Source organism: Paraburkholderia sp. BGA-UO-ETr-F21, assembly GCF_059567925.1.
Map to the genome: position 1 here is coordinate 17,559 of NZ_JCAQOY010000026.1, position 20,482 is coordinate 38,040.

Below are 20,482 nucleotides of genomic sequence, written 5' to 3' on the forward strand. Positions count from 1 at the left end.
GCGACAACTATTTTGGCCGGTCAACGGGTGTAGTTGTCGCTGGCTAATTCATAGTTGTCGCGCCTCCATCGTAATTGTCGTTGGGTAATTGTCGCCGGCGCGCGCTCTGTTTGTCGCTGGCCTTTCGACGGCGATAGCTTTCTACATTCAGTTCAAAGATCGTCGAGTGATGGACGAGCCGGTCGATGGCTGCGACCGTCATGCCGGGGTCGGGGAACACGTCATTCCAGCCAGAGAACGGCTGATTGGCCGTTATTAAAAGACTTTTGCGCTCATACCTCTCGGCGATCAGTTCGAACAGTACGCTGGTTTCGGCCTGGTCCTTGCGCGCGTACGACAGGTCATCCAGGATGATGAGATCGAAGCGATCGAGCTTCGCGAGCGCGGATGGCAGTTGCAGGCTCTGGCGTGCAGCCTGGAGCTTCTGGACGAGTTCGCTGGTGCGCGTGAACAGCACCCGGTAGCCAGCGTCGATCAGCGCGTGTCCGATAGCCGATCCCAGATGACTCTTGCCGGCACCAGGCGGCCCGAACAGGAGAATCGTGGCGCCTTTCTCCAGCCAGGATTCCCCGGTTGCCAGCGCAGTGACATGCGCCTTCGAGACCATCGGCACCATGCCGAAGTCGAAGGTAGCAAGTGTCTTGGTCGGGTCCAGATGCGACTCGGTTCGGTGGCGCTCGATGCGTCGTTTGGCGCGCTCGGCCAGTTCGTGCTCGAGCAATGCGCCGAGCAGCCGTGAAGCCTGCCAGCCTTCCTTGTCAGAGCGTTCCGCGAACTCGGGCCACAACCTGCCGATCGTCGGCAGGCGCAGCTCGTTGAGCATGAGGGCCAGACGACCGTTCTCATAGGCGGGTGCGTTCATGCGGCCGCCTTGTCGAGCAGTTCGTCATAGACTGCGATGGGAGGCATCTCGACCACCACCTCGGGACACAGCGCCTCACGCGGAGCGAATTCGTCGCGCAACTGTTTCAGGTCGGGCAGTTCGCCGACTACGAGCAACGCATCAAGCCGCTGCGCCAGCAACGCTTCAACGCCGTGGTGCGCTGCAAGTTCGAGCAACCCCACCATGGTCTTGCATGCCTGACGTTGCGTCAGTTGCGCCTCCAGCCGCTCCCAGGTCCGGCGGTAGGCATCGCGCGGAAACAGCGCGTCGCGAAACGCAAGTCCCCTGAACGCCTGAGGCTTGCGCTTGAGAGAGTCAATGAAGTGACGGTAATCCAGTGCGTGGCGGTTGTCGGCGGCACGGGAGCCTCGCGGCGTACTGTGCACCAGCGCGCCCGACAGATAGCAGTCGAGCCGGTCACCGTAGAGACGCACCTTCAGGCGGTGGCCGATCAGGCGCGACGGCGCGCTGTACAAGATGCCGCGCACGGTGAACGTGCTGCAACGGGTCACGAGCGCCTCTTCCTCGACGAAGTCAGTGGTACGGCGTTCAGGCAAATCCTGCAACTGTGTGCGCTCAATGCGAAACGCCGCGGCGTTGCGCCGGTTCCGGCGCATCACCACCTCACGGATGAATTCATCGTAAGCCGCCCGGTCAGCGAAGTCGCGATGGCCGCGCAGCATCAGAGCCTGGTCGACCGCTTCCTTCAGATACCGATGCGAGGATTCCACGCTGCCGTTCTCGTGGCCCAGCCCGCGATTGTTGCGCGTGCCCTCCATGCCGTAATGGTCGAGCAGCGCCGCATAACGCGTCGTGAAGTCCTCCTGCTCTGTCAGATTCTTGAAGGCGGCCGACAGGCTGTCCGAGCGGTGTTCGTGCGGGCTGCCGCCCGCCTGCCATAGCGCGTTCTGCAATCCCGCAGCGAGGGCCTCGAAACTCTCGCCACCCTCAACAACGTTCGCATACTCCCAGCGCGAGAACGCCAGTACGAAGTGATACAGCCGGTGACCGAACGGGGCGCCGCCGATCGTCACGCACAGATTGCTCATATCGGTGAAGTCCGACAGTCCGCGCACGCCGGGCTGGTGCTCCTGGGGAAAGAACACCTCCAGGCTAGGCCCTTCGAGTGCCCGCCACTGGCGGATACGTCGCTCCAGCGTGCGACGCATGCTATCGGGATATCGATCCGGGTGATCATCCTGCAGCTTGCGCAGGACCGTGATGCCCATCAGGTTGGGCGCGTTGCGCAGCAGTGGTACGACTTCGCTGTCCCATACGTCGACGAAGGGATCAGGGCGGGTCCGCCATGATTGACGCGGCTTCTGGGAGGGCAACGTGGCATCGCGCTCGATGCGGCGTGCCGTACGCACGCTGATACCGGTCTTGGCGGCCGCGACTTCCTGCGGATGGTGTTTGCGCTTGTTCATGTAGAGACGAACCTGTTGGTCGGTAATGCGGGTTCCAGACATGAGCTGACCGCTTTTTATTTAAGCTTCGATCAGCCCATCCTAAAGCCCCGTCGACCTGGCGCCGCCGGTGGTTCGTCGTCTCCGGCGGCTACGCCGCCTCCAACTCCTCACCACCGGCCAAAACAATCGTCAACGACCGGCCAAGACAATTGTCGCCGCCCAGCAATCCCATTTGCCAGATGCTGCGTCTGGCGATTGACGGATATGACGGCCCTGGTCGTCCGCGCAAGCCGGATAACCCCTTCGAACGGCAGGCCCCGCAGTTCCTGACGTACCTTGTCGAGGAGAAGGGGCTTCGCCCGCGTACGATCCTCCAGTACCGCTTCCATCTTCACCAGTTCGCTGCCTACCTCGAGCGCACCGGCATCGGTCTACGAGCTGTGTCGCCGACCGTGATCAGCGGTTTCATCACCGAATACGGCCCGCGGGTTGCCTGGACGACGCTTCGCAATGCCTGCGGAACATTGCGAGTCTTTCTGCGCTACCTGTATCGTGAAGGAGTGCTCTCCAGGGATCTCAGTTCACTCGTCGAGTTTCCACAATCGTATCGAGACGCAGGAATTCCACGATCAATCAATTGGGATCAGGTCGAGAAGGTCTTGGCGAGCGTTGACCGACGTTCGCCCTGCGGTAAGCGCGACTACGCGATGCTGTTGCTGCTTTCGACGTATGGCTTGCGGGCCTGTGAAGTTGCTGCACTTACCCTCGACGATATCGACTGGCGCAACGAGCGATTTAGAATCCGCGAGCGCAAGGCCGGCAACACCACCACTTATCCACTCTCTGCGGTGGCCGGTGCCGCAATCATTGACTACCTCAAGAACGGCCGCCCAGCGACAGCGGATCGTGAGGTGTTCATGCGCATGGCAGCACCGCTCGCCCCGATTGGCCATGCGGCAGTGGTGTGTCGAGCTGCCCACTTCATCCGCAAGGCCGGTATCAACGTTCCACGCGCCGGCTCACACGTACTCCGGCATAGCTGCGTTCAGCGCCTGCTCAATGCTCATTTCTCGCTCAAGCACATCGGCGACTATGTCGGCCACCGCAACATCTCGTCGACCCAGATCTACGGCAAGCTCGCGATCGAGCAACTGCGCTATGTCGCGCAAGGCGACGGGGAGGATGTGCTATGACACCCCGTACGCGCTTTAAGAGCTTCCTTGGGCCGGATGTCGAACAGTTCCTCACCCACAAGCGTTCGTTAGGGCGGCGTTACGACGTCGAAGAGAAGACGCTCGCGCTGCTCGACGCCTACCTGCTGCAGAAGCGTATTGGTCATATCTCCGAAGTGACGCCGACCCTGGTGGACGAGTTCCTGCTCTCGCGTCCGCGACCGCGTGCGAGAAGCTACAACCACCTGCGCTGTACGATCGGCAGGTTCTTCTCGTATCTCGTCAACCGTGGGAAGCTTGCCGCGACACCGTTGCAATCACCACCGCGTCGGTCGAGATATGAACGCACGCCGTTTATTTTTGACATGGCAGCGGCCCAGCGGTTGCTCGCACTCGCCAAGACCCTTCCCGACAAGGGTGGCACCATGGGGCGGGGCAGCACCTACTTCGTCCTTTTCGCCGTTTTGTACGGGCTCGGATTGCGCGTCGGGGAGGCCTGTCGGTTGCGTATCAAGGACGTCGACCGCGAGCGGCAACTGCTGGTCGTCCGAGAAACGAAGTTTTACAAGAGCCGGCTCGTTCCCTTTGGTCCCAAGCCCGAAGCGTTGCTTGTCGAGCATGTGCGTCGGCGCCAGACTGAGGACACGCGCGCAGCCCGGGATGAGGCCCCGTTGTTCAGCCTGCGTGGGGGACGGCCTATCAATCCGTGCACTGTCAGTCAGACCTTTCATGCCCTCGTTCCCAAGCTACATCTGGATATTGCGCCAAGTGTTTCGTATCCGCACCTTCACGATCTACGCCATGCGTTCGCTGTCGGCGTACTCACCCGCTGGTACCGCCTCGGCCTTGATCCGCAGGCAAATCTCCTAGCGCTTTCAACGTTCATGGGCCACGTCGATGTGAGTTCCACTGCGGTGTATCTGTCGACGACACCAGAACTCCTTGAGCAGGCCAACCGTCGTTACGAGGTGTTTGCCGCAGCAACCCTCAGGGAGGTTCTCACATCATGACACCATCTCTCGGCCCATTGGTACAGTCATTTTTTACGGATTATCTTCCGGTGCAGAAGGGCCTGCGCCAAGGTTCGATCCGAAGTTATCGTGACACCATGCGCCTGTTCCTGTGCTTTGTGTCCGAACAACGTGGTGGTTCGATTGCGTCCTTGGCCATCGAGGACCTGAGCTTCGAACGGGTTCTCGCATTCCTAAAGCACCTGGAACAGCAGCGCGGCAACTCCATACGTACCCGCAACCAACGGCGCGCGGCGCTGAATACCTTCTATTCATACCTCGCCTTGCGAGTACCGGAGATGCTTGCCGCCTGTCAGCAAATCGCGGCAATCCCCGTCAAGCGAACATCACTATCTGACACCCATTACCTCGAGCACGAGGAAGTGACGGCACTGTTTCGCTCTCTCTCAAAGCAGGGACGTTTCGCACTTCGCGATCGCACGCTATTTCTCTTTCTATACAACACCGGTGCCCGGGTGCAAGAGGTCGCCGATCTTCGGATGGAACATCTCGATTTCGTCGCGCCAGCCAAGGTCCACCTGCACGGCAAAGGCGATAAGTGGCGCGTCTGCCCACTCTGGGAAGAGACAGTGAAGCAACTTCAACAACTGCTTGCGGTGCAGCACACATTGCCAAACGGCTATGTTTTCTGCGCGGTACAAAACCGTCCCCTGACGCGCTTCGGCATCTACAAGATTGTTCGACGACATGGCGCAACGTGGGACACAGGAAGCCCGCAGCCTCGACGAGTAACTCCGCACCTGTTTCGGCACACCGCGGCGGTCCACCTGCTCGAATCCGGTGTTGAGGTCAATGTCATTCGCGGTTGGCTTGGACACGTCAGTCTAGATACGCCGGCCGTTCTGCTTGACGCTGTCTAAATCCGGTTAGATTCTGCTTAAGCGTCGCCTGGTTGCGCTCGAACTCGTCCCAATCAATAAAGCCTGGATGCGCATTCTGAATTAACACCTGCCAATTCTCTCGGTCAACCTTAAGCCCGAAGGATTTGCGTCCCTGACGATATGCTCCGCGCGTGCGCCCGTACACGAAGGCGCCGGCATAACGGGGGTTGTGCAGTATCTGAATGACGCGACAGTGTTCCAACGGCCCCCAAATCAGATCTCCCTTGCCAATCCCCCTGCGGATGCGACGCGGAAACAACCAGCCTTCCTGGCGAAATCGCTTGACCGTGGCGGTAGCAGACGCAGCTTGCCGAAACGTGTCGAACAGCAACCGCAGCGCGCCACGGACCTGTTGATCAGGATCGAGTGCGACTGAGCCATTCGGGTGATACACAAGCCCGATAGGCAAAGGCACCTCCAGATCGCCACGGCGTGCCTTGTTCTTGATCCCGCCTTGTAGCCGGCCCTTGAGGATATGAAGTTCTGCCTCGCTCATAGCGCCCTTTAATCCAAGCAAAAGGCGATCATTAAATTGACCTGGATCGTAAATTCCATCCTCGTCCAGAATCAAAGTTTGCGTGAGCGATGCGAGTTCGATCAGACGATGCCAGTCTGCGTTATTGCGCGCAAGGCGCGACACTTCCAATCCCAGCACGATGCCGGCGTGACCATTGGCGACCTCGGCGACCAGGTGCTGAAAGCCATCTCGCTCCTGGGCGCTGGAACCGGACAGGCCGAGATCGTTATCGACGACGTGAATACGTTCGATCGGCCACCCGAGCGAAACGGCGCGATCGCGCAGCGCATATTGCCGCTTCGTACTCTCGGTATTCTCGAACACCTGCCGAAGCGACGACTGTCGAACGTAGAGGAACGCATCACGCCGCAGATGTTCAGCGGTAACCTTCTGAGCGGAGTTAGTAGACATGGGCAAGCTCCTCGTGGGTGCGCAGTACGAGGTTGGCAAGCACGCGAACAAGCGCGCCGTTATCGCGCACTGAGTTGGAAGCAGGCACGGTTGGAGTGGGAGCCTCGATGCGCGAAGCGTCCGGGCGTTGGATCGCCAGCCCGTGCAACAGGCCATGAAAGCGTATGGCCGCGTGGCCTTCTGAGTTAGGACCAGTGCCGATCAGGTCGGCCCGTAGCGCTTCGTAGCGAACAAGCGCTGACGATGGTGGACGGAATTGAGGCGAATCGTCTACGGTTTTTTTTTGCGTGCTAACGCACGTTCGATACTGCGTGGGTGGATCGAAAGCTCCAGCCAGGTTTCGATCTCCTGCGCAAGCGCGCGAGCGCGAATGCTGCTGTCTTGCTGTAGACGCTCCTCGATGAACGCCATGACCACCGAGTTGAGTTTGTGCGCGCCTTTGGGCCCACGCTGTTTCGGAAGCAGTCCTGGCAGCCCCTCGCTCGCAAAGGCGCTCTCCGCTTGATAGAAGGTCGGCCTGGACATTCCGAACAGGGCGGCCGCCTCGGCCTTGGAAGCGCCATCGACCCGAACATGACGCAACATCTCGTACTTGACCTGAACAAGATCGTCGGGATCGAAGAAATCGCCCGATCGAAACCATGGCGCTCGTATTCGGTCGGGATGAGGATTGAGAGCACCAAGTTCGCGTAGTCGATCGCGCTTTGACGATGGCCTGGTCATTACATGATCTCTCGTTGATGTAATGACAGATAAAATACGCCTCAACATTCGATCCGTCAAATATCTCTGTGATCAGATCGATCACAAAAACAGCGCTAAATCTGGCAGATAAATAAAGCTTATCTTCTTCGAGTGCAGATATGATCATCTCGACGGCGGCATATTTATCCTTACGTTCACGGCGAAATTTATTTGACATCGTGTGCTCCCAACAAATCGTCAATAAGCGCACGCAATCGAAGCAGATCGTCAGTTCTAAACCAGGAATGTCCACCGGAGGCCTGCGCGAACAGATCTGGCTCCGGGACATCGGTCCAGGATGCCAGCACCGAGCGCAGACGCTTGTGTGCGTCGAAATACATCACGCGATCTTCACCCCAGTTCTGCTTGCGACTTACCAGGACAAAGCGATTTCCACGTGCTGGGTGGAATGGATGGGTAATCTCGAAGGACGCGCCTTTGACTACGCGACGTTCCTCATGACAGACAGTTGCTGACTTACGAGAAGGGAATCGTTGAGTCGGGCGTCAAATATGTCAAGAAATCCTTTGTGCCGCTGCGCACGTTCCGCGACCTGACCGATGCCAACCGGCAGTTGCGTGAATGGATCATGCAGCAGGCCAGCACGCGCGAACATGGCACGACACGCGAGCAGCCGCTGGCGCGCTTTGCCATCGAGAAGCCACTGCTCACGACGCTGCCTGACGTTGCGCCGGTGCTGGCTGTATGGAGCGAAGTCAAGGTGCATACGGACGGACACGTCGTCTACAAGAAGGCGCTGTACTCCGTGCCGTTCACGCTGGTTGGCAAGAGCCTCTGGCTCAAATCCACCGATACGGTTGTACAACTGTTCCATCAGCACGAACTCATTGCAACCCATCCGAGACTGCGCAAGGCAGGTGATCGCCACACGGTGCGTGACCACCAGCCGCCGGCGGCGCAGGCATGGCTCGAACACGATCCGCAGTGGTGCCTGGCTCGTGCGAAGGAGATCGGGTCATCCTGTCACGCGCTGGTTCTCGCGATGTTCAACGACACGGTGCTGGTGAACCTGCGTGGCGCGCAGGGCATCGTCCGTATGCGCGAGAAGTTCGGCGATCAGCGACTGGACGCCGCGTGTGAGCGTGCGCTTGCATTCGCGAGCCCGAAGTACCGCACCGTCAAGACCATCCTCGACAAGGGACTGGACAGCCAGCCCACAGCGGCATCGGCGCAAACGTCGACGGCGCCTGCTGACACCTATCTGAACGGCGGCCGCTTCGGTCGTGACCTCCACTCCCTTCTCCTGCATTGAACATCATGAATCCCAGTCCCGAACTGAATACGATCCTCAAGCAACTGCGCCTGTCCGGCGTACTCGACTCGCTCGAGCAGCGCAACCGTCAGGCGATCGACGGACAGCTCGCCTACACGGAATTCCTCGCCATGCTCCTGCATGATGAAGTCGCGCGGCGGGACCAGAAGAAGCTCGGCGCGCGTCTCGTGCGCGCCGGCTTCGGGCTCGGCAAGACGCTGGAGACGTTCAACTTCGACCGGCTGCCAAAGCTCAACCGCGCGCACATCCACGATCTCGCCACCGGTCGTTACATCGACGAGAAGGTGGCAATCCTGATGGTCGGTCAGACAGGCGTCGGCAAGTCCCACATTGCTCAGGCACTGGGCCACTGCGCTGCACGTCAGGGGCGTGACGTGCTGTTCGTCACGCAAACCGATCTGATCAGGAAGCTGCATGCGGCCCGCGCCACGGGCCTCTACGAACGCAAGTTTCAGCAGTTCGTGCGCGTGCCGCTGCTGATCGTTGACGACTTCGCGCTAAAGCCGCTGCGCGCGCCACACGACGAAGACTTCCACGACCTGGTGGCGGCCAGGTATGAGCGGGCGGCTACCATCCTAACATCCAATCTCGATCTCAGCGAATGGGGTGACGCCTTCCCCGATAACGGGGTTCTCGGCGCCGCGACACTCGACCGACTACGTCACGGTGCCTACCGCATCGTCATCGAAGGCGAGAGCTTCCGCAAGCCTAAACCGATGCCTGAAAACGGCGAAGTCGCCGTTGCAAAATCCAGTAAAAAACCGCATTCTTGAGGCCGTTCGAATCCGCGTTTGACACCACTTCCAACTTGGCGCCATTACGGCGATCATCCCCGGCGCCTTTACGCCGATCCGTGACACGCAGCGCCAAATCGTCGAAGAGACGTTTTGATTAGTCACCGGCGCCGCACGAAGGTTTGTACCTGTTACGACTGCACCATGCAAGCGGCGGCGCTGTTGGCGAATCGATCGCGGCACGCAGGGCCCCGGATTGCTCGCGGACGTCCTTGCGCGGCAAATTCTGCGACTTCGTCCGCTGAATCCGCAGTCAGTGATTTATGCACGCGACGGTGCGGAACGCAGTTATTCGACGCTCGCAGGACAGGCTGGCCAGTGGAGCGCATTGTTCCGCCCACTCGGGGTGTGCGCGGCGCCTGAATGATTGCGCTATGGGACCATCTCTGGTGCCGAGCGAGTGCTCTTCTGAAACAGAGCATTCCAGATGGCGCTCAGTAGTCGAGCATGAACAATTCGGCGAGCCAGGTGTTGTGAGATTTGCAGAGGCACATTAGCGTGAGAATCCTGCATTTTCCGACCAGGTGCAGATGGGTCCGAAGACGCCAGTGACGGAGGGAGATTTCTTCCGGCAACCGCTACGCGAACAGATCAACCTGAAGCACCCATGGATACGTTTGGCCGACCTGCTCAACTGGGAGCGACCGGGCATGTCGCCTCCGGAGGCTGCGGCTTCTTTGTCTCTTCGGCCGAGACGATCGGAACAGCAAGGCGTACCGGTGTTAGACGCAAAACTTGATCGCAACTGGCTCAAAGGCGCGCTCGGCGAAGCGATGCACGCGGTGCTGTGCGGCACCGGCCACAAACTGCGGATGATCCTGTTCTGGGTCGACTACATGGTAGGCTAACACGCCAGACGCCCGATCCAAGTCGGACGTGAACGACCGCAGCCTGACCTTTTTCATCTCTATAACCGTGTTATTTCGTATGAACAGGAGCCGGAATGACTTCGTTCTTGAAAGAATATATCGCTGATGACATATCAACGTTCGAGGTTAGCGGTGATTTGGTTCAAGCTGTTGTCGGTCACTTTGATTCAGAGAATCCGGGCGTAGGAGAACAATTTCTAGAAGGAGCAGAGATTTATGCTGCGCGCTATTCTGGGCTAGACGCCACAATAAATAAGATCACGAGAGCAGCAAACCGGGCCGGGGTGAACAACTTTTCGCCTAAATCGATCTTCGACGCCGGATCCGGCCCAGGCGGTAGCGTTATTGCCGAATCCCGCTTGTTCCCCGACGCCAGAATCGTGGCGAGCGATCTCAGCCCAAATATGGTTGTCCTACTGACGCGCGCGATAGCTTCCGAGGGGATCGGCCATCGCGTGTCAGCTCTTATCGCCGACGCATCGAAGATCAGGTTGAAGCCCGGGACATTCGATCTAATCATAGGGTCCTCAATGCTCCATCACCTTCATGACCCATTCGCTTCGTTGGAGAGCCTGCTGCCGGGCCTCCGCCCGGGAGGTATAGCCGTCTTTTATGAGCCTTTCCAAGCTGGAAACGTCATGCTCCGGCAATGCCTAACGGAGATATTGCGTCGTATTCCAGAACATCGCAGCAATGCTGTCGAACATCTGGAGGATCTGCTCAAAACCTGTGTCATCGGTTTGGATCTGATGTTCGACGACTCGCGCAGTCACCCGATACTTCCACAACTGGACGATAAGTGGATGTTCACGCGCGGACAGTTTGAGAGTGTGGCGGCGCGTTTGGGATGGGATCGTCCAATCATAACGTCGATGAACCCGCCGGTACGGACGTGGGAAGATAAGCTGAAGAATCTTCTATTCAGTAGTACTGGCCAAGACGCGCCCGAACTTCCTGATTGGGTAATGGAGGTATTGACCTCGTGCGATCGGTTCATCTCCCCTTCGCTACGCGAGGAACTGCTCATGGAGGGTGAGATCATTTTTCGGCGACCTGCTTGAAGTCCGCCCATCCGCATCTGATCTCGGGCAGACGATAGCAGAAGTCGATGCTGATCGCGACGTGCTGGCCGCGTATGCATCTCCGACCGCCCCGTTGTTCCGGCGAACGTCAACCTCGTATCGACATGGTAGGTGCGGGTGCAGGGACCCGAGATGGTTTCGTTCTTATCTTCATTGACATCGAGGAGTTTGAGCGGTGGGCGGTATCGGGACGTGAGCACCAAAGGCGCACGGACACACCATGAAATACCCACACGGCCGGATTCGATCCGCCCCAGGGCGCCGGAAGCGCAGCTCCTTCTTGCCCAATTGGAGACCTGATGGAGAGAGCCCAGTCTAGCGATCAAGGATTCGGATATTCTGACGCTGAAGTACCAATTCTGATCCGGAATCGAGTCATTCTCTGGGACTTCATCCGTGTCGGTGTAATATACGACTCCTGTTCGATCTGCGACTCATTGCCGCTCCCGCCCAGAAGACACGGCGCCACGCGTGGCGCCTAGGAACACTCGTGCCTAAGAACGAAAAACTCCATTCGATCCATTTCCTGCGATTCGTTGCTGCACTGGCAGTCCTGGTGCATCACATAGTTGTGCGATTCAACTGCCCGGCGATGGTGGGAGCCGCCGGCGTCGACGTATTCTTCGTTATTAGCGGCATCGTGATCGGCCTTTCTCTTATCAAGGAAGAATCGGCACCCAAATTCGCATTGAAGCGCATCATACGCGTGATGCCCCTATATTGGATGGCGACGCTCTTTTACTCCCTGTTTCGTGCAATAGCATGGAATTTGCCCCCTTCAGGGGAGGACTTTGTCCGGTCCATGCTTCTGTGGCCGCGATTTGGAACCGACTGGCACGAAATCTATTTTCCTGCGTGGACTCTTACGTACGAAATGCTGTTCTACGTCGTCGCAAGCCTCGTCCTGTTTCTGAATCGACGAAACGCCTTCTTCGCAACATTGGCTGCGTTCACTCTAATCGGAGCATTACCGATACCCGTGCCCGGGTCGGCAAACAACGCGCACTTCTCCACCGGCATATGTCTCGAGTTCTGTGCTGGGCTCATAGTTGCACAATTGACCGTCCGCGGAAGATACCTGAGCAGCCCATTCGGATTTTCGGCAATTGTCATCGCGGGATTGCTTTTCTGGAGATTTCAGAATGCCGCGACTATCATCACGGAGAGCCCTAACGCGTTCCATCTTATACGCGCGCTGGCGATGGGAATCCCGGCCACACTGCTTGTAGTCGGGGCTTTGGCGTTCGAAGGAATGGCGTGGCTAAAAGGAACGCTTCCGAAGCTGGGCGGGGATATTAGCTACTCAATCTATTTGAGTCACGTAATAGCGATCGACGTAATTTCGAACTACTTCAATGCTCGAGATTATCTGATTACTGATCATCCGATAGTGCTATCGGTCATCCTGCTCGTCGGGTCTCTTGTTGTCGGTGTAACGACCCATTACACAATAGAACTGCCTCTACTGAGGCTCATCAGGATCGCTCTACTCCAGAAGGGCACGAGCTCGACGCCGGAAATGACCCAATAAGACCGTTATTAGTCGACCCTGAACAATTCCTGTCCACGTAAAAGCGGCCTGTGGCCGGTATCGAGAATCCCGTCAATGCCAAGGCGATATCGACAGAGCCAACGAGGCACAGCCCCCGAAGAACGCAGCATGCGACTTTCACCGCACTGCGCTCGCGCACAGCATTAAGCGTCGTACTGACGCCGGCCGCATCATCCCTGCATGCGACCTTCGCATGCGTCACATCATTGATTCACCTCGTCCCCGAGGCGAAGGGCGCCGAACCGTAGTCAAACCGGTCTCTCTCAAGCAGCCTTCCACCCAACGTCGGAGCAGATTAGCGTTCAACTTGTGGTGCAGGGCGATGGCCGCGAGCGACACTCCCGGGCCCTGACAAGCCGCAATAACCTGAGCCTTAAACTCCACGCTGTAGCGGCGACGCCGCCGCCTTCCAATTGGCGCTTCTTCGATAGTGTTGACGTGTCCACCTTTGCGGGGTCAGTCCAATTTTAAGTGGATACGATGCTCCCAAGACCCTCAGCCCAACTCAAGACGGGATGACCGGACGCTTACGTTTCTTCGGCGGTGAACTGTTCTTCTACCCTATCTCGTATCCCTGCGTCACCCCCTGAGCAAACGCGAGTCGGCGCCCGGTGCATGTTCACTCGCCCTTCGGGCTCTTTACGACGCACCGCACCGCAACGCAGTCGGACTACGCCTCAACAAGCGATTCCTGAGCGAACGACAAATACGTCTCGTTCAACATTTGTTGCCGGAAGAAATCTCCCTCCGTCACGGCCGTCTTCGGACCCATCTGCACCTCGTCGAAAAATGAACGATTCTCACGTTAACGTCCCAGCTTCATGCAAATCTCACAACACCATTTCGGCCTCAAAACTCCGCCGCACGGGGCTCGCCGAACTGTTCAGCCTAGAATCAGGAGATAACGTCAAGTCTGGTGTATGAGCAGTTGATGGCCGGCGACGTCAAGCGGCGAGTTTCTGCTGACCCGGTTGATCGCCTTGCGCCGGTTCGCCGTCCCTGAAGGCAATTCCCTCCAGCAACAGCTTGATCTGTTCGGGGCCGTTGATGCGGCGCCAGGTTTTCTCGGCTTCCTCGATCAGCTTGAATGCCAGGCCGAGGAAGGTTGGTCGCGACACACAGTTGCGCGTACGCGTAGTGCGGTGGCGCACGGTCGCGAACGTCGACTCAATCGCATTCGTCGTGCGCAAATGCTGCCAGTGCTCGGCCGGGAAGTCGTAAAACGCCAGCAGACTTTCCCGATCTTTCTTCAACGTCTCAGTCGCCTTCGGGTATTTCCCCGCGTAGATCGCTACGAAACGATCGAACGCAGTGTGCGCGTCGGCGCGCGTAGCGGCCATCCAGATCGCCTGCAGGTCTGCCTTCGCGCGTCCCTGTTGCGACTTCGGCAGCGCGTTGAGCACGTTGCCCATCTTGTGAAACTTAGGCCGATATCGGCCTAAGTTCCATTATGCCGACCTCCGGATTATGCCGGCGTGCAGCCGCAATGCGGCGGTTCTGGCGGGGAACGCGCTGTAGGCATCGGCATAATCTCGGTGACTGAGCGATGCTTCCTTTTCCACAACTCGGAGAAGGAGACAACTCATGTCAAATCCATCTCGTGTCCGTATCACCGGACCGCTCGCCTCGTTCGCAGACGGCTTCGCTGCGGAGTTGAGCAAACAAGGTTACCGGCCCAATGCCGCTGCAAATCAACTGCAGCTTCTTGCGCATCTGAGCCGGTGGCTTGCTTCCAGGCGACAAGACGCGACGACGCTCACCGCTCCGGTCCTGGACGAATTCCTGAATGCACGGCGCGCGCAGGGCTACACGTTGTGGCTGTCATCCAAAGCACTGGCGCCGCTGGTCAGCTACCTCAGTAACGTTGGGATCGCGGTGGCAAGCGCGCACGCGGTGTTAAGTCCCAGCGAATCAATGCTGGAGCGCTATCGCAAATACCTTGTCGATGTGCGCGGGCTTGTCGCGACCAGCGCTCGCGGATATGTCGACGTAGCTCGTGCCTTTGCCGTGACCAGAGTCGTCGATGGCGAACTCGATTGGAAGTGCTTGCGACCGCAGCACCTGATCCAATTTGTGCTCTCTGCTAGCCGCGGTCGCTCAACCGGCACAGCGAAGATAACAGTAACGGCACTGCGCTCTTTGCTCATCTACTTGCATATCGAAGGTTTTATCGCGCAGCCGCTTGACACAGCAGTTCCGTCGGTCGCCGGCTGGCGCCTTGCGGGGCTGCCATGCGCACTGGAGAGACGCGACGTGCAACGCTTGCTGGCGGCTTGCGATCGGCGCACTCATCACGGACAACGCGATTTCGCTATGCTGATGCTGCTCGCGCGTCTGGGCTTGCGTGCCGGAGAGGTGCGTATGCTCAAACTTGACGACATCGACTGGCGCGCGGGTGAACTCGTGGTGAGAGGTAAAGGTCAGCGCATCGAACGCCTTCCTTTGCCTGCGGATGTAGGCCAGGCATTGGCATCGTATCTGCGACGTGGCCGCCCCGATACCGCACAAGGCCGTACTGTGTTCGTGCGTACACGCGCTCCTCACCGTGCGCTCTCATCCGCAGGTGTCACAGAAGCGGTGGCCGCCGCGGCTTCACGCGCGGGCCTCCCTCACATGAGCGCCCATCGACTGCGTCATACACTTGCAACCCAGATGGTTCGCTCGGGTGTTGCACTTCCCGAGGTCGCCCAGGTGTTGCGTCATCGGCGCCTGATGACCACGTCAATCTACGCGAAGGTCGACCGGGAGGGGTTGCGCCTGCTCGCCCGTCCGTGGCCGGGAGGTGCGGCATGAGCGAATTACATTGTGCTCTGGCTGAGTATTTGAATTTGCGCCGCTCGCTGGGCTACAAGCTGCGGCGGTCGGAGAAGCTGCTGAAGCAATTCATTGATTTTTTCCTGGCCACAGGAGCACCGGCGATCACCATTCAACACGCTTTAACGTGGGCGTGCCAACCAAACGACGGCAGCAACAACTGGTGGGCCTATCGTCTATCGGCCGTTCGTGGATTCACTAAGTATCTGCAAGCCACCAATCCTTCCATCGAGGTTCCACCATCTGACTTATTGCCTTGGCGGCCGCACCGAGCCTGCCCGTATCTGTATCGTGAGGAAGAGATCATCGCGCTAATCAAGGCCGCCAGCGCGCTCAGCTCACCGCTACGAGTAGCAACTTACCAGAGCTTGATCGGATTGCTTGCCGTGACCGGGATGCGAGTGGGTGAGGCGATCAACCTCGATCTGCAAGACTTCGATGCGCGCAACGGCACACTGATCATCAGACGTGCGAAGTTCAATAAGATGCGAGAAATTCCCTTGCACCCAACAACGGTCGCGTCGTTGAAGCGTTATCTCGCCCGCCGCAACCGAATGGCCAGCGCCGAGGGAACCTCGGCACTGTTCATATCTCCGACGGGCAACCGGCTCCTGTACTGCAACGTTCAGTGGACCTTCCAGCGAGTCGCCCGCCAAGCAGGTCTCGTGTCGCGCACCACTCATTGTCGCCCCCGTATTCATGACATGCGTCATGCGTTCGCCGTTAACACGATGCTCGAGGCCTACCGGGATGGTTCGAACACGCAGCAACGCCTCACGCTGCTTTCAACTTATCTCGGGCACGTAAGCCCGGCATCGACCTATTGGTATCTGTCGGCAGCTCCGGAGCTACTCGCTAAGGCAGCCGAGCGTCTGGAGCATCTGCATGGAGAGCAAACATGACTGAACTTGCCATTACTCTGCAAGCATTCTTCACTGATCGGCTCATCCGGGAGCGTCACGCGAGCCCATGCACCGTTGCGGCGTATCGCGATACGTGGCGATTGTTGCTTGGTTTCCGCGCAAAGCGAACAGGCAAATCACCGTCGGCACTTGATTTTACCGATTTCGACATTTCGCTTGTCTGCGCCTTCCTGGACCACCTCGAACGGGATCGTAAAAACAGCGTGCGTACTCGTAACGCTCGGCTCGCCGCCATCCACTCACTGTTTCGCTACGCGGCATTACGTCACCCCGAACACGCAGCCACCATCGCTCGGGTGCTGGCGATACTTCCCAAGCGCTTTGAGCGTGCGATCGTTACCTTCCTTACCGAAGTTGAAGTGCGAGCGTTGCTTGCGGCACCCGATCGCACCTTATGGTCAGGACGACGTGACTACGCGATGCTACTGGTCGCAGTGCAAACCGGTTTGCGAATCTCAGAGGTGATCGGCCTGCTATGGACTGACGTTCACCTCGGCGCTGGCGCACATGTCGCCTGTCAGGGTAAGGGCCGAAAGGATCGCATCACACCCTTGACCGTCCCTGTGGTTAAGGTGCTGCGCGTATGGCTTGCCGAGTGTGAGGCCAATCCAGCTGCGCGGTTGTTCCCAACGCGCACCGGTACACCTCTCAGTCGAGACGCGATTGAGCGCCGTATCACTCTCCATGCAGCTAAAGCATCCGCTGCGTGTGCCACTTTGGCAAACAAGAACGTCACTTTCCATGTGCTTCGACATACGGCTGCAATGCGGCTTCTCGAAGCTGGAGTCGATCCCACGGTAATCGCTCTATGGCTAGAGCGTGTTAGGCACTTTGAAGTACTGTAAGCGTCATGCAGAGGCCGCACCGACCGTTCAGAACTCAAATTCCGATAGTCGTTCGTTGACGGCAGCGAGGTCAAATGCTTCGGGATCGAAGCTGCCGCCACACCATTCGAGCAGTTGCTCATGGTCTTCATGAGACGGGTCGGTTATAGCTTCTAAGAATTCGATGTACCCGGGTCCACCACCGACGTCTTCGGGCGGACAGGCGTTGCGGCCTGCCAAGCAGATCGGTGAGCGTAAGTCAGGATCAGGCGGCAAGATATTTTCGACTTTGACGCGATGTTGCCAGTTGTCGCCAAAGTCGTAGATATAGGTGAACAATTTCCGGTCACCAAGTACCACCGCGAGGGTTGCCTTGGCTTCGTCTAACAAAGGCGAATCGTCGGGGACATCGGGTCGGAAGAGCGGATCGACCTCCCCATAGTTTTTGTCTCCAATGACGTACTCATGCACGTGGCCACCGTCCCACCCCATTGTCATGAGCAAGATGACGTGAAGCCTGGAAAGCTCAACGGATCCGCGAACGAGAATCTGCCGCCAAATCGCCGGTCTGAGACCCAGTAGTTCAACCCGCAACTGATAGACGAACTCTGGAGAGCTGACCATTCGCAACGTGGGTTTGCCACTGCTTGATTTGCCTGCTTGAGCCATCGTGATGGTCCGTTAAGCTGCGAGCTGTGTGGCCTGTTCAACGGGCATCAGGCGCCACGGCAGCAGTTCGTCGACGCGGTTGATGGGATGATCGGCGATCCGTTCGAAGACAGCACGCAAATACGCGAATGGCTCGACATCGTTTAGGCGTGCCGTTCCGATCAGGCTATAGATTATCGCAGCGCTCTCGCCGCCGCCGTCGGACCCTGCGAACAGATAATTCCGACGCCCAAGAACTAGAGGGCGAATTGAGCGTTCCGCGGTGTTGTTGTCCACTTCGATGCGCCCATCTTCGCAGTAACGTGTCAGCGCCTGCCAATGCGTCAACGAGTACTTGATCGCCTTGGCTATGCCGGACTTCACCGATACTTGTAGGAGCGTTTGTTCCAGCCAGACCTTCAGGCTTATGAGAATCGGCTTCGCACGCGTCAGGCGAACCGATTGACGCACGGCCGGCATTTGTCCGCGGATATCCCTCTCGATTGCGTACAGGGCTCTGATCCGGAGCAGCGCCTCCTCGGCGATCGGAGAGCGATCTAACTCGAACAAGTCATAGTACTTACGCCGAGCGTGGGCCCAGCAAGCGGCTTCGATAATCTGGCCATCGCGATATAGCGCGGAATACCCGCTATAGGCATCCGCTTGCAGGATTCCGCAATAGCCGTCGAGATGTGCTCTGGGCCTTTCGCCTTTGCGGTCAGGCGAGTACTGGTACCAGACCGCTGGCGGCGCCTGGTTGCCTGCTGGCCTATCGTCTCTCACATACGTCCATAGTCGCGCCGTGCGTGTCTTTCCGCGACCCGGATCTAACACTGGCACCGGCGTATCGTCGGTATGGATCTTTTGCGCCTGCAGGACATACTGGCCTATGGCGTCGGCCAGGGGTTCAAGGAGGCGACCCGCTTCGCGCACCCAAGAAGCCAGCGTTGCGCGATCAAGTTCGATGCCTGCACGGCGATAGATGCTTGCTTGTCGATACAGCGGGGTATGGTCAGCGTATTTGGAAACCACTACTTGAGCCAGAAGACCCGCCCCGGCCATACCCCTTGCGATTGGGCGGGAAGGAGCAGCAACCTGAGCGACTTTGGAACAGCGACCACACGCTAGTTTGGGACGCACGTGCCGAGTCACCTTGAAGTAACCCGGCACATAATCGAGCATCTCTGAAACGTCTTCGCCGAGCGCACGCATATGGGTTCCGCATTCGGGACAGTCACAAGTCGCGGGCGCATGAACCAGGGTCTCACGTGGGAGGTGGTCGGGAAACGTGCGTGGTTTGCGGCGACGAGCGGCGGCCTTGTCTGTTTCCTTCGAATCGACCGTTTCGCCTTCGACGGACAAGTCTGTAGTTGGAACGCTCGGCACCTGCTGTACGGGCAAATCTCCAAGCGCCAGTTCGAGCTGATCCATCAGCTCAGTCATACGCTCCGATGAACGACCGTACTGCCAGCGTTTAAGACGGGCAATCTCGGCCACCAACTGGGCAATCGTCTCATCGCGCGTGGCCAGCATGCGCTTGAGTGTGGCGATGTCGTCAGGAAGGGAACTAGCGAGCATGTCTGTTATTTTAAAACATGCCCGCCGTTTCTGAACGCTTGCGCAGAGGCTTTTTTACGCTGCTCGAGTAGGCTGCCAGGTCCGTTCGGGTCGCCGCCAATCGATGCCCTCCAGGAGCATCGAAAGCTGCGCTGCGGAGAGATGAATGCTGCCTGATTCGGCCTGGGGCCAGATAAAGCGGCCGCGCTCAAGACGCTTCGCATAAAGATTCATGCCGTCGCCGCTCCACCACAAAATCTTAATGATGTCGCCACGCCGTCCACGAAAGGCGAAGACGTGACCAGAAAACGGATCAAGTTCCAGAGTGGATTGAACAAGAGTAGCGAGGCCATCCATTCCGCGACGCATGTCCGTAATGCCAGCGGCCAGCCAAATACGGGTACCGGAAGGAGGTGCGATCATACGGGCATCAGACAACGCAGCACTAAACGCAATTGAACGGGGTCGACCCTGCCAGTGAGCCGAACGCACGCGCCATTGAGCTCGATCTCGATGCTTGCTGCATCACGCGCAGGCCCCTCAGGATTTGCGGCTACCGCCGGGGCCGTGGAGGCCTCCGCTTTTACCTCCGTTGGCAAGGTCACAGGGAGTAGCACAGTCGCTCCAGCGCCGCCGTTGCTAAGCAACCCGGCGCGGTATTCGCGGCGCCATTTGAAAACCATATTTGGATTGAGTCCATGGGCCTGAGCAAGTTTAGCCACGGAAACATTGGATTCACAGGCCGCGATCGCGACCTGTCGTTTGTAGGCCGGATCGTAGTTCGGTCGGCCCTTGCGATTCGAAATCTGCATCTCATCTTTAGACAAAGTAGTCCCCATCACTTATTTGGTGGGGACTACTTTGGACACTATCCAGCTGCCTGTACATGCGGCCTTCAGATGACGCTTACGAAGTACTGGCACTGCGTGAACGAGCATGAGCATTGCGAAGACCATGAAATGAAGTCCTGCAAGGGTTTCGGGCAGCCGTTCATAATCACGTGCGAGACGGCGGAAACGGTTGAGCCAGCCAAAGCTGCGCTCGACCACCCACCGCCGGGGCAGCAGCACGAAGCCC

20 protein-coding genes and 3 pseudogenes are annotated in these 20,482 nt (G+C 58.3%); 11 read left to right on the forward strand and 12 right to left on the reverse strand.

All coding sequences use genetic code 11. The features are described 5' to 3' along the window. Window positions 1–43 precede the first annotated feature (43 nt). Both istB (AC57B1_RS15495) and istA read right to left on the reverse strand, forming a co-directional pair. A complete protein-coding gene (istB, locus tag AC57B1_RS15495; RefSeq protein WP_095418116.1) occupies window positions 44–862 on the reverse strand; it encodes an IS21-like element helper ATPase IstB in 819 nt (272 codons plus the stop codon). Continuing rightward, a complete protein-coding gene (gene istA, locus AC57B1_RS15500; RefSeq protein WP_496417945.1) occupies window positions 859–2,352 on the reverse strand; it encodes an IS21 family transposase in 1,494 nt (497 codons plus the stop codon). Before istA ends, istB (AC57B1_RS15495) begins: the two co-directional genes overlap by 4 nt. Before the next feature lie 179 nt (window positions 2,353–2,531). Here istA and AC57B1_RS15505 point away from each other — a divergent pair, with 179 nt between their 5' ends. The 3 genes from AC57B1_RS15505 to AC57B1_RS15515 are packed head-to-tail and all read left to right on the forward strand — an operon-like array spanning window position 2,532 to window position 5,355. Beyond that, window positions 2,532–3,485, forward strand: a complete 954-nt coding sequence (locus AC57B1_RS15505) for a site-specific integrase (protein ID WP_496417946.1) — start codon at window positions 2,532–2,534, stop codon at window positions 3,483–3,485. After that, window positions 3,482–4,474, forward strand: coding sequence for a tyrosine-type recombinase/integrase (locus tag AC57B1_RS15510; RefSeq protein ID WP_496417947.1), 993 nt, complete (start codon window positions 3,482–3,484; stop codon window positions 4,472–4,474). Before AC57B1_RS15505 ends, AC57B1_RS15510 begins: the two co-directional genes overlap by 4 nt. After that, complete coding sequence (locus AC57B1_RS15515; protein ID WP_496417948.1) at window positions 4,471–5,355, forward strand: tyrosine-type recombinase/integrase; 885 nt, start codon at window positions 4,471–4,473, stop codon at window positions 5,353–5,355. Before AC57B1_RS15510 ends, AC57B1_RS15515 begins: the two co-directional genes overlap by 4 nt. Here the strand turns inward: AC57B1_RS15515 and AC57B1_RS15520 are convergent. The 3 genes from AC57B1_RS15520 to AC57B1_RS15530 form a co-directional block, all read right to left on the reverse strand. Next, a complete protein-coding gene (locus tag AC57B1_RS15520) occupies window positions 5,315–6,304 on the reverse strand; it encodes a recombinase family protein (protein WP_496417949.1) in 990 nt (329 codons plus the stop codon). The two genes, AC57B1_RS15515 and AC57B1_RS15520, sit on opposite strands and share 41 nt — an antisense overlap. Window positions 6,305–6,574: 270 nt before the next feature. Continuing rightward, window positions 6,575–7,027: a helix-turn-helix domain-containing protein gene (locus tag AC57B1_RS15525; protein ID WP_496417950.1), complete on the reverse strand. Its 453-nt coding sequence runs from the start codon at window positions 7,025–7,027 to the stop codon at window positions 6,575–6,577. 188 nt (window positions 7,028–7,215) lie between these two features. Further along, window positions 7,216–7,470, reverse strand: a complete 255-nt coding sequence (locus AC57B1_RS15530) for a DUF5372 family protein (RefSeq protein ID WP_496417960.1) — start codon at window positions 7,468–7,470, stop codon at window positions 7,216–7,218. Between the two features lie 59 nt (window positions 7,471–7,529). On the opposite strand from AC57B1_RS15530, the pseudogene AC57B1_RS15535 reads away from it, so the two are divergent. The 5 genes and pseudogenes from AC57B1_RS15535 to AC57B1_RS15555 form a co-directional block, all read left to right on the forward strand. Beyond that, window positions 7,530–8,321: pseudogene (locus tag AC57B1_RS15535) on the forward strand (Mu transposase domain-containing protein); the annotation flags it as partial. Between the two features lie 5 nt (window positions 8,322–8,326). Continuing rightward, on the forward strand, window positions 8,327–9,115 hold the full coding sequence (gene istB, locus AC57B1_RS15540; RefSeq protein WP_496417951.1) for an IS21-like element helper ATPase IstB: 789 nt from the start codon (window positions 8,327–8,329) through the stop codon (window positions 9,113–9,115). 551 nt (window positions 9,116–9,666) lie between these two features. Beyond that, window positions 9,667–9,873, forward strand: a pseudogene (locus AC57B1_RS15545) (IS5/IS1182 family transposase); the annotation flags it as partial. Between the two features lie 206 nt (window positions 9,874–10,079). After that, complete coding sequence (locus tag AC57B1_RS15550) at window positions 10,080–11,066, forward strand: class I SAM-dependent methyltransferase (RefSeq protein WP_496417952.1); 987 nt, start codon at window positions 10,080–10,082, stop codon at window positions 11,064–11,066. A 511-nt stretch (window positions 11,067–11,577) separates the two neighbouring features. Further along, a complete protein-coding gene (locus AC57B1_RS15555) occupies window positions 11,578–12,618 on the forward strand; it encodes an acyltransferase family protein (RefSeq protein WP_496417953.1) in 1,041 nt (346 codons plus the stop codon). Between the two features lie 219 nt (window positions 12,619–12,837). On the opposite strand, the gene AC57B1_RS15560 is transcribed toward AC57B1_RS15555, so the two are convergent. Together AC57B1_RS15560 and AC57B1_RS15565 are read right to left on the reverse strand one after the other, a co-directional pair. After that, window positions 12,838–13,068, reverse strand: coding sequence for a transposase (locus tag AC57B1_RS15560; protein WP_496417961.1), 231 nt, complete (start codon window positions 13,066–13,068; stop codon window positions 12,838–12,840). A 515-nt stretch (window positions 13,069–13,583) separates the two neighbouring features. Beyond that, window positions 13,584–14,057: pseudogene (locus AC57B1_RS15565) on the reverse strand (transposase); the annotation flags it as partial. 166 nt (window positions 14,058–14,223) lie between these two features. Here AC57B1_RS15565 and AC57B1_RS15570 point away from each other — a divergent pair. The 3 genes from AC57B1_RS15570 to AC57B1_RS15580 are packed head-to-tail and all read left to right on the forward strand — an operon-like array spanning window position 14,224 to window position 17,221. After that, entirely contained in the window at window positions 14,224–15,432 is a 1,209-nt protein-coding gene (locus tag AC57B1_RS15570; RefSeq protein ID WP_007179153.1) for a site-specific integrase, read from the forward strand. Then, window positions 15,429–16,355, forward strand: a complete 927-nt coding sequence (locus AC57B1_RS15575) for a tyrosine-type recombinase/integrase (protein WP_496417954.1) — start codon at window positions 15,429–15,431, stop codon at window positions 16,353–16,355. Before AC57B1_RS15570 ends, AC57B1_RS15575 begins: the two co-directional genes overlap by 4 nt. Further along, complete coding sequence (locus tag AC57B1_RS15580) at window positions 16,352–17,221, forward strand: tyrosine-type recombinase/integrase (RefSeq protein ID WP_496417955.1); 870 nt, start codon at window positions 16,352–16,354, stop codon at window positions 17,219–17,221. Before AC57B1_RS15575 ends, AC57B1_RS15580 begins: the two co-directional genes overlap by 4 nt. Before the next feature lie 27 nt (window positions 17,222–17,248). On the opposite strand, the gene AC57B1_RS15585 is transcribed toward AC57B1_RS15580, so the two are convergent. The 5 genes from AC57B1_RS15585 to AC57B1_RS15605 form a co-directional block, all read right to left on the reverse strand. After that, window positions 17,249–17,869 carry a plasmid pRiA4b ORF-3 family protein gene (locus AC57B1_RS15585; RefSeq protein WP_496417956.1) on the reverse strand — a complete coding sequence of 207 codons (621 nt, stop codon included), beginning with the start codon at window positions 17,867–17,869 and terminating at the stop codon, window positions 17,249–17,251. 12 nt (window positions 17,870–17,881) lie between these two features. Continuing rightward, window positions 17,882–19,426 carry an IS66 family transposase gene (gene tnpC / locus AC57B1_RS15590; RefSeq protein ID WP_496417957.1) on the reverse strand — a complete coding sequence of 515 codons (1,545 nt, stop codon included), beginning with the start codon at window positions 19,424–19,426 and terminating at the stop codon, window positions 17,882–17,884. A 54-nt stretch (window positions 19,427–19,480) separates the two neighbouring features. Beyond that, window positions 19,481–19,828 (reverse strand): IS66 family insertion sequence element accessory protein TnpB, encoded by a 348-nt coding sequence (tnpB, locus tag AC57B1_RS15595; RefSeq protein ID WP_062093208.1) that lies wholly within the window; start codon window positions 19,826–19,828, stop codon window positions 19,481–19,483. Beyond that, a complete protein-coding gene (tnpA, locus tag AC57B1_RS15600) occupies window positions 19,825–20,232 on the reverse strand; it encodes an IS66-like element accessory protein TnpA (protein WP_266240539.1) in 408 nt (135 codons plus the stop codon). The genes tnpB and tnpA overlap by 4 nt, the downstream gene beginning before the upstream one ends. Before the next feature lie 15 nt (window positions 20,233–20,247). Further along, window positions 20,248–20,482 (reverse strand): transposase (locus AC57B1_RS15605; RefSeq protein WP_496417958.1); only part of this gene is annotated, 235 nt, incomplete at its 5' end.

What these genes read in the sequence shown, in the direction of transcription:
- istB (WP_095418116.1), bottom strand. Translation starts at nt 862, where the DNA reads ATGAACGCACCCGCCTATGAGAACGGTCGTCTGGCCCTCATGCTCAAC.
- istA (WP_496417945.1), bottom strand. Translation starts at nt 2,352, where the DNA reads ATGTCTGGAACCCGCATTACCGACCAACAGGTTCGTCTCTACATGAAC.
- AC57B1_RS15505 (WP_496417946.1), top strand. Translation starts at nt 2,532, where the DNA reads ATGCTGCGTCTGGCGATTGACGGATATGACGGCCCTGGTCGTCCGCGC.
- AC57B1_RS15510 (WP_496417947.1), top strand. Translation starts at nt 3,482, where the DNA reads ATGACACCCCGTACGCGCTTTAAGAGCTTCCTTGGGCCGGATGTCGAA.
- AC57B1_RS15515 (WP_496417948.1), top strand. Translation starts at nt 4,471, where the DNA reads ATGACACCATCTCTCGGCCCATTGGTACAGTCATTTTTTACGGATTAT.
- AC57B1_RS15520 (WP_496417949.1), bottom strand. Translation starts at nt 6,304, where the DNA reads ATGTCTACTAACTCCGCTCAGAAGGTTACCGCTGAACATCTGCGGCGT.
- AC57B1_RS15525 (WP_496417950.1), bottom strand. Translation starts at nt 7,027, where the DNA reads ATGACCAGGCCATCGTCAAAGCGCGATCGACTACGCGAACTTGGTGCT.
- istB (WP_496417951.1), top strand. Translation starts at nt 8,327, where the DNA reads ATGAATCCCAGTCCCGAACTGAATACGATCCTCAAGCAACTGCGCCTG.
- AC57B1_RS15550 (WP_496417952.1), top strand. Translation starts at nt 10,080, where the DNA reads ATGACTTCGTTCTTGAAAGAATATATCGCTGATGACATATCAACGTTC.
- AC57B1_RS15570 (WP_007179153.1), top strand. Translation starts at nt 14,224, where the DNA reads ATGTCAAATCCATCTCGTGTCCGTATCACCGGACCGCTCGCCTCGTTC.
- AC57B1_RS15575 (WP_496417954.1), top strand. Translation starts at nt 15,429, where the DNA reads ATGAGCGAATTACATTGTGCTCTGGCTGAGTATTTGAATTTGCGCCGC.
- AC57B1_RS15580 (WP_496417955.1), top strand. Translation starts at nt 16,352, where the DNA reads ATGACTGAACTTGCCATTACTCTGCAAGCATTCTTCACTGATCGGCTC.
- AC57B1_RS15585 (WP_496417956.1), bottom strand. Translation starts at nt 17,869, where the DNA reads ATGGCTCAAGCAGGCAAATCAAGCAGTGGCAAACCCACGTTGCGAATG.
- tnpC (WP_496417957.1), bottom strand. Translation starts at nt 19,426, where the DNA reads ATGCTCGCTAGTTCCCTTCCTGACGACATCGCCACACTCAAGCGCATG.
- tnpB (WP_062093208.1), bottom strand. Translation starts at nt 19,828, where the DNA reads ATGATCGCACCTCCTTCCGGTACCCGTATTTGGCTGGCCGCTGGCATT.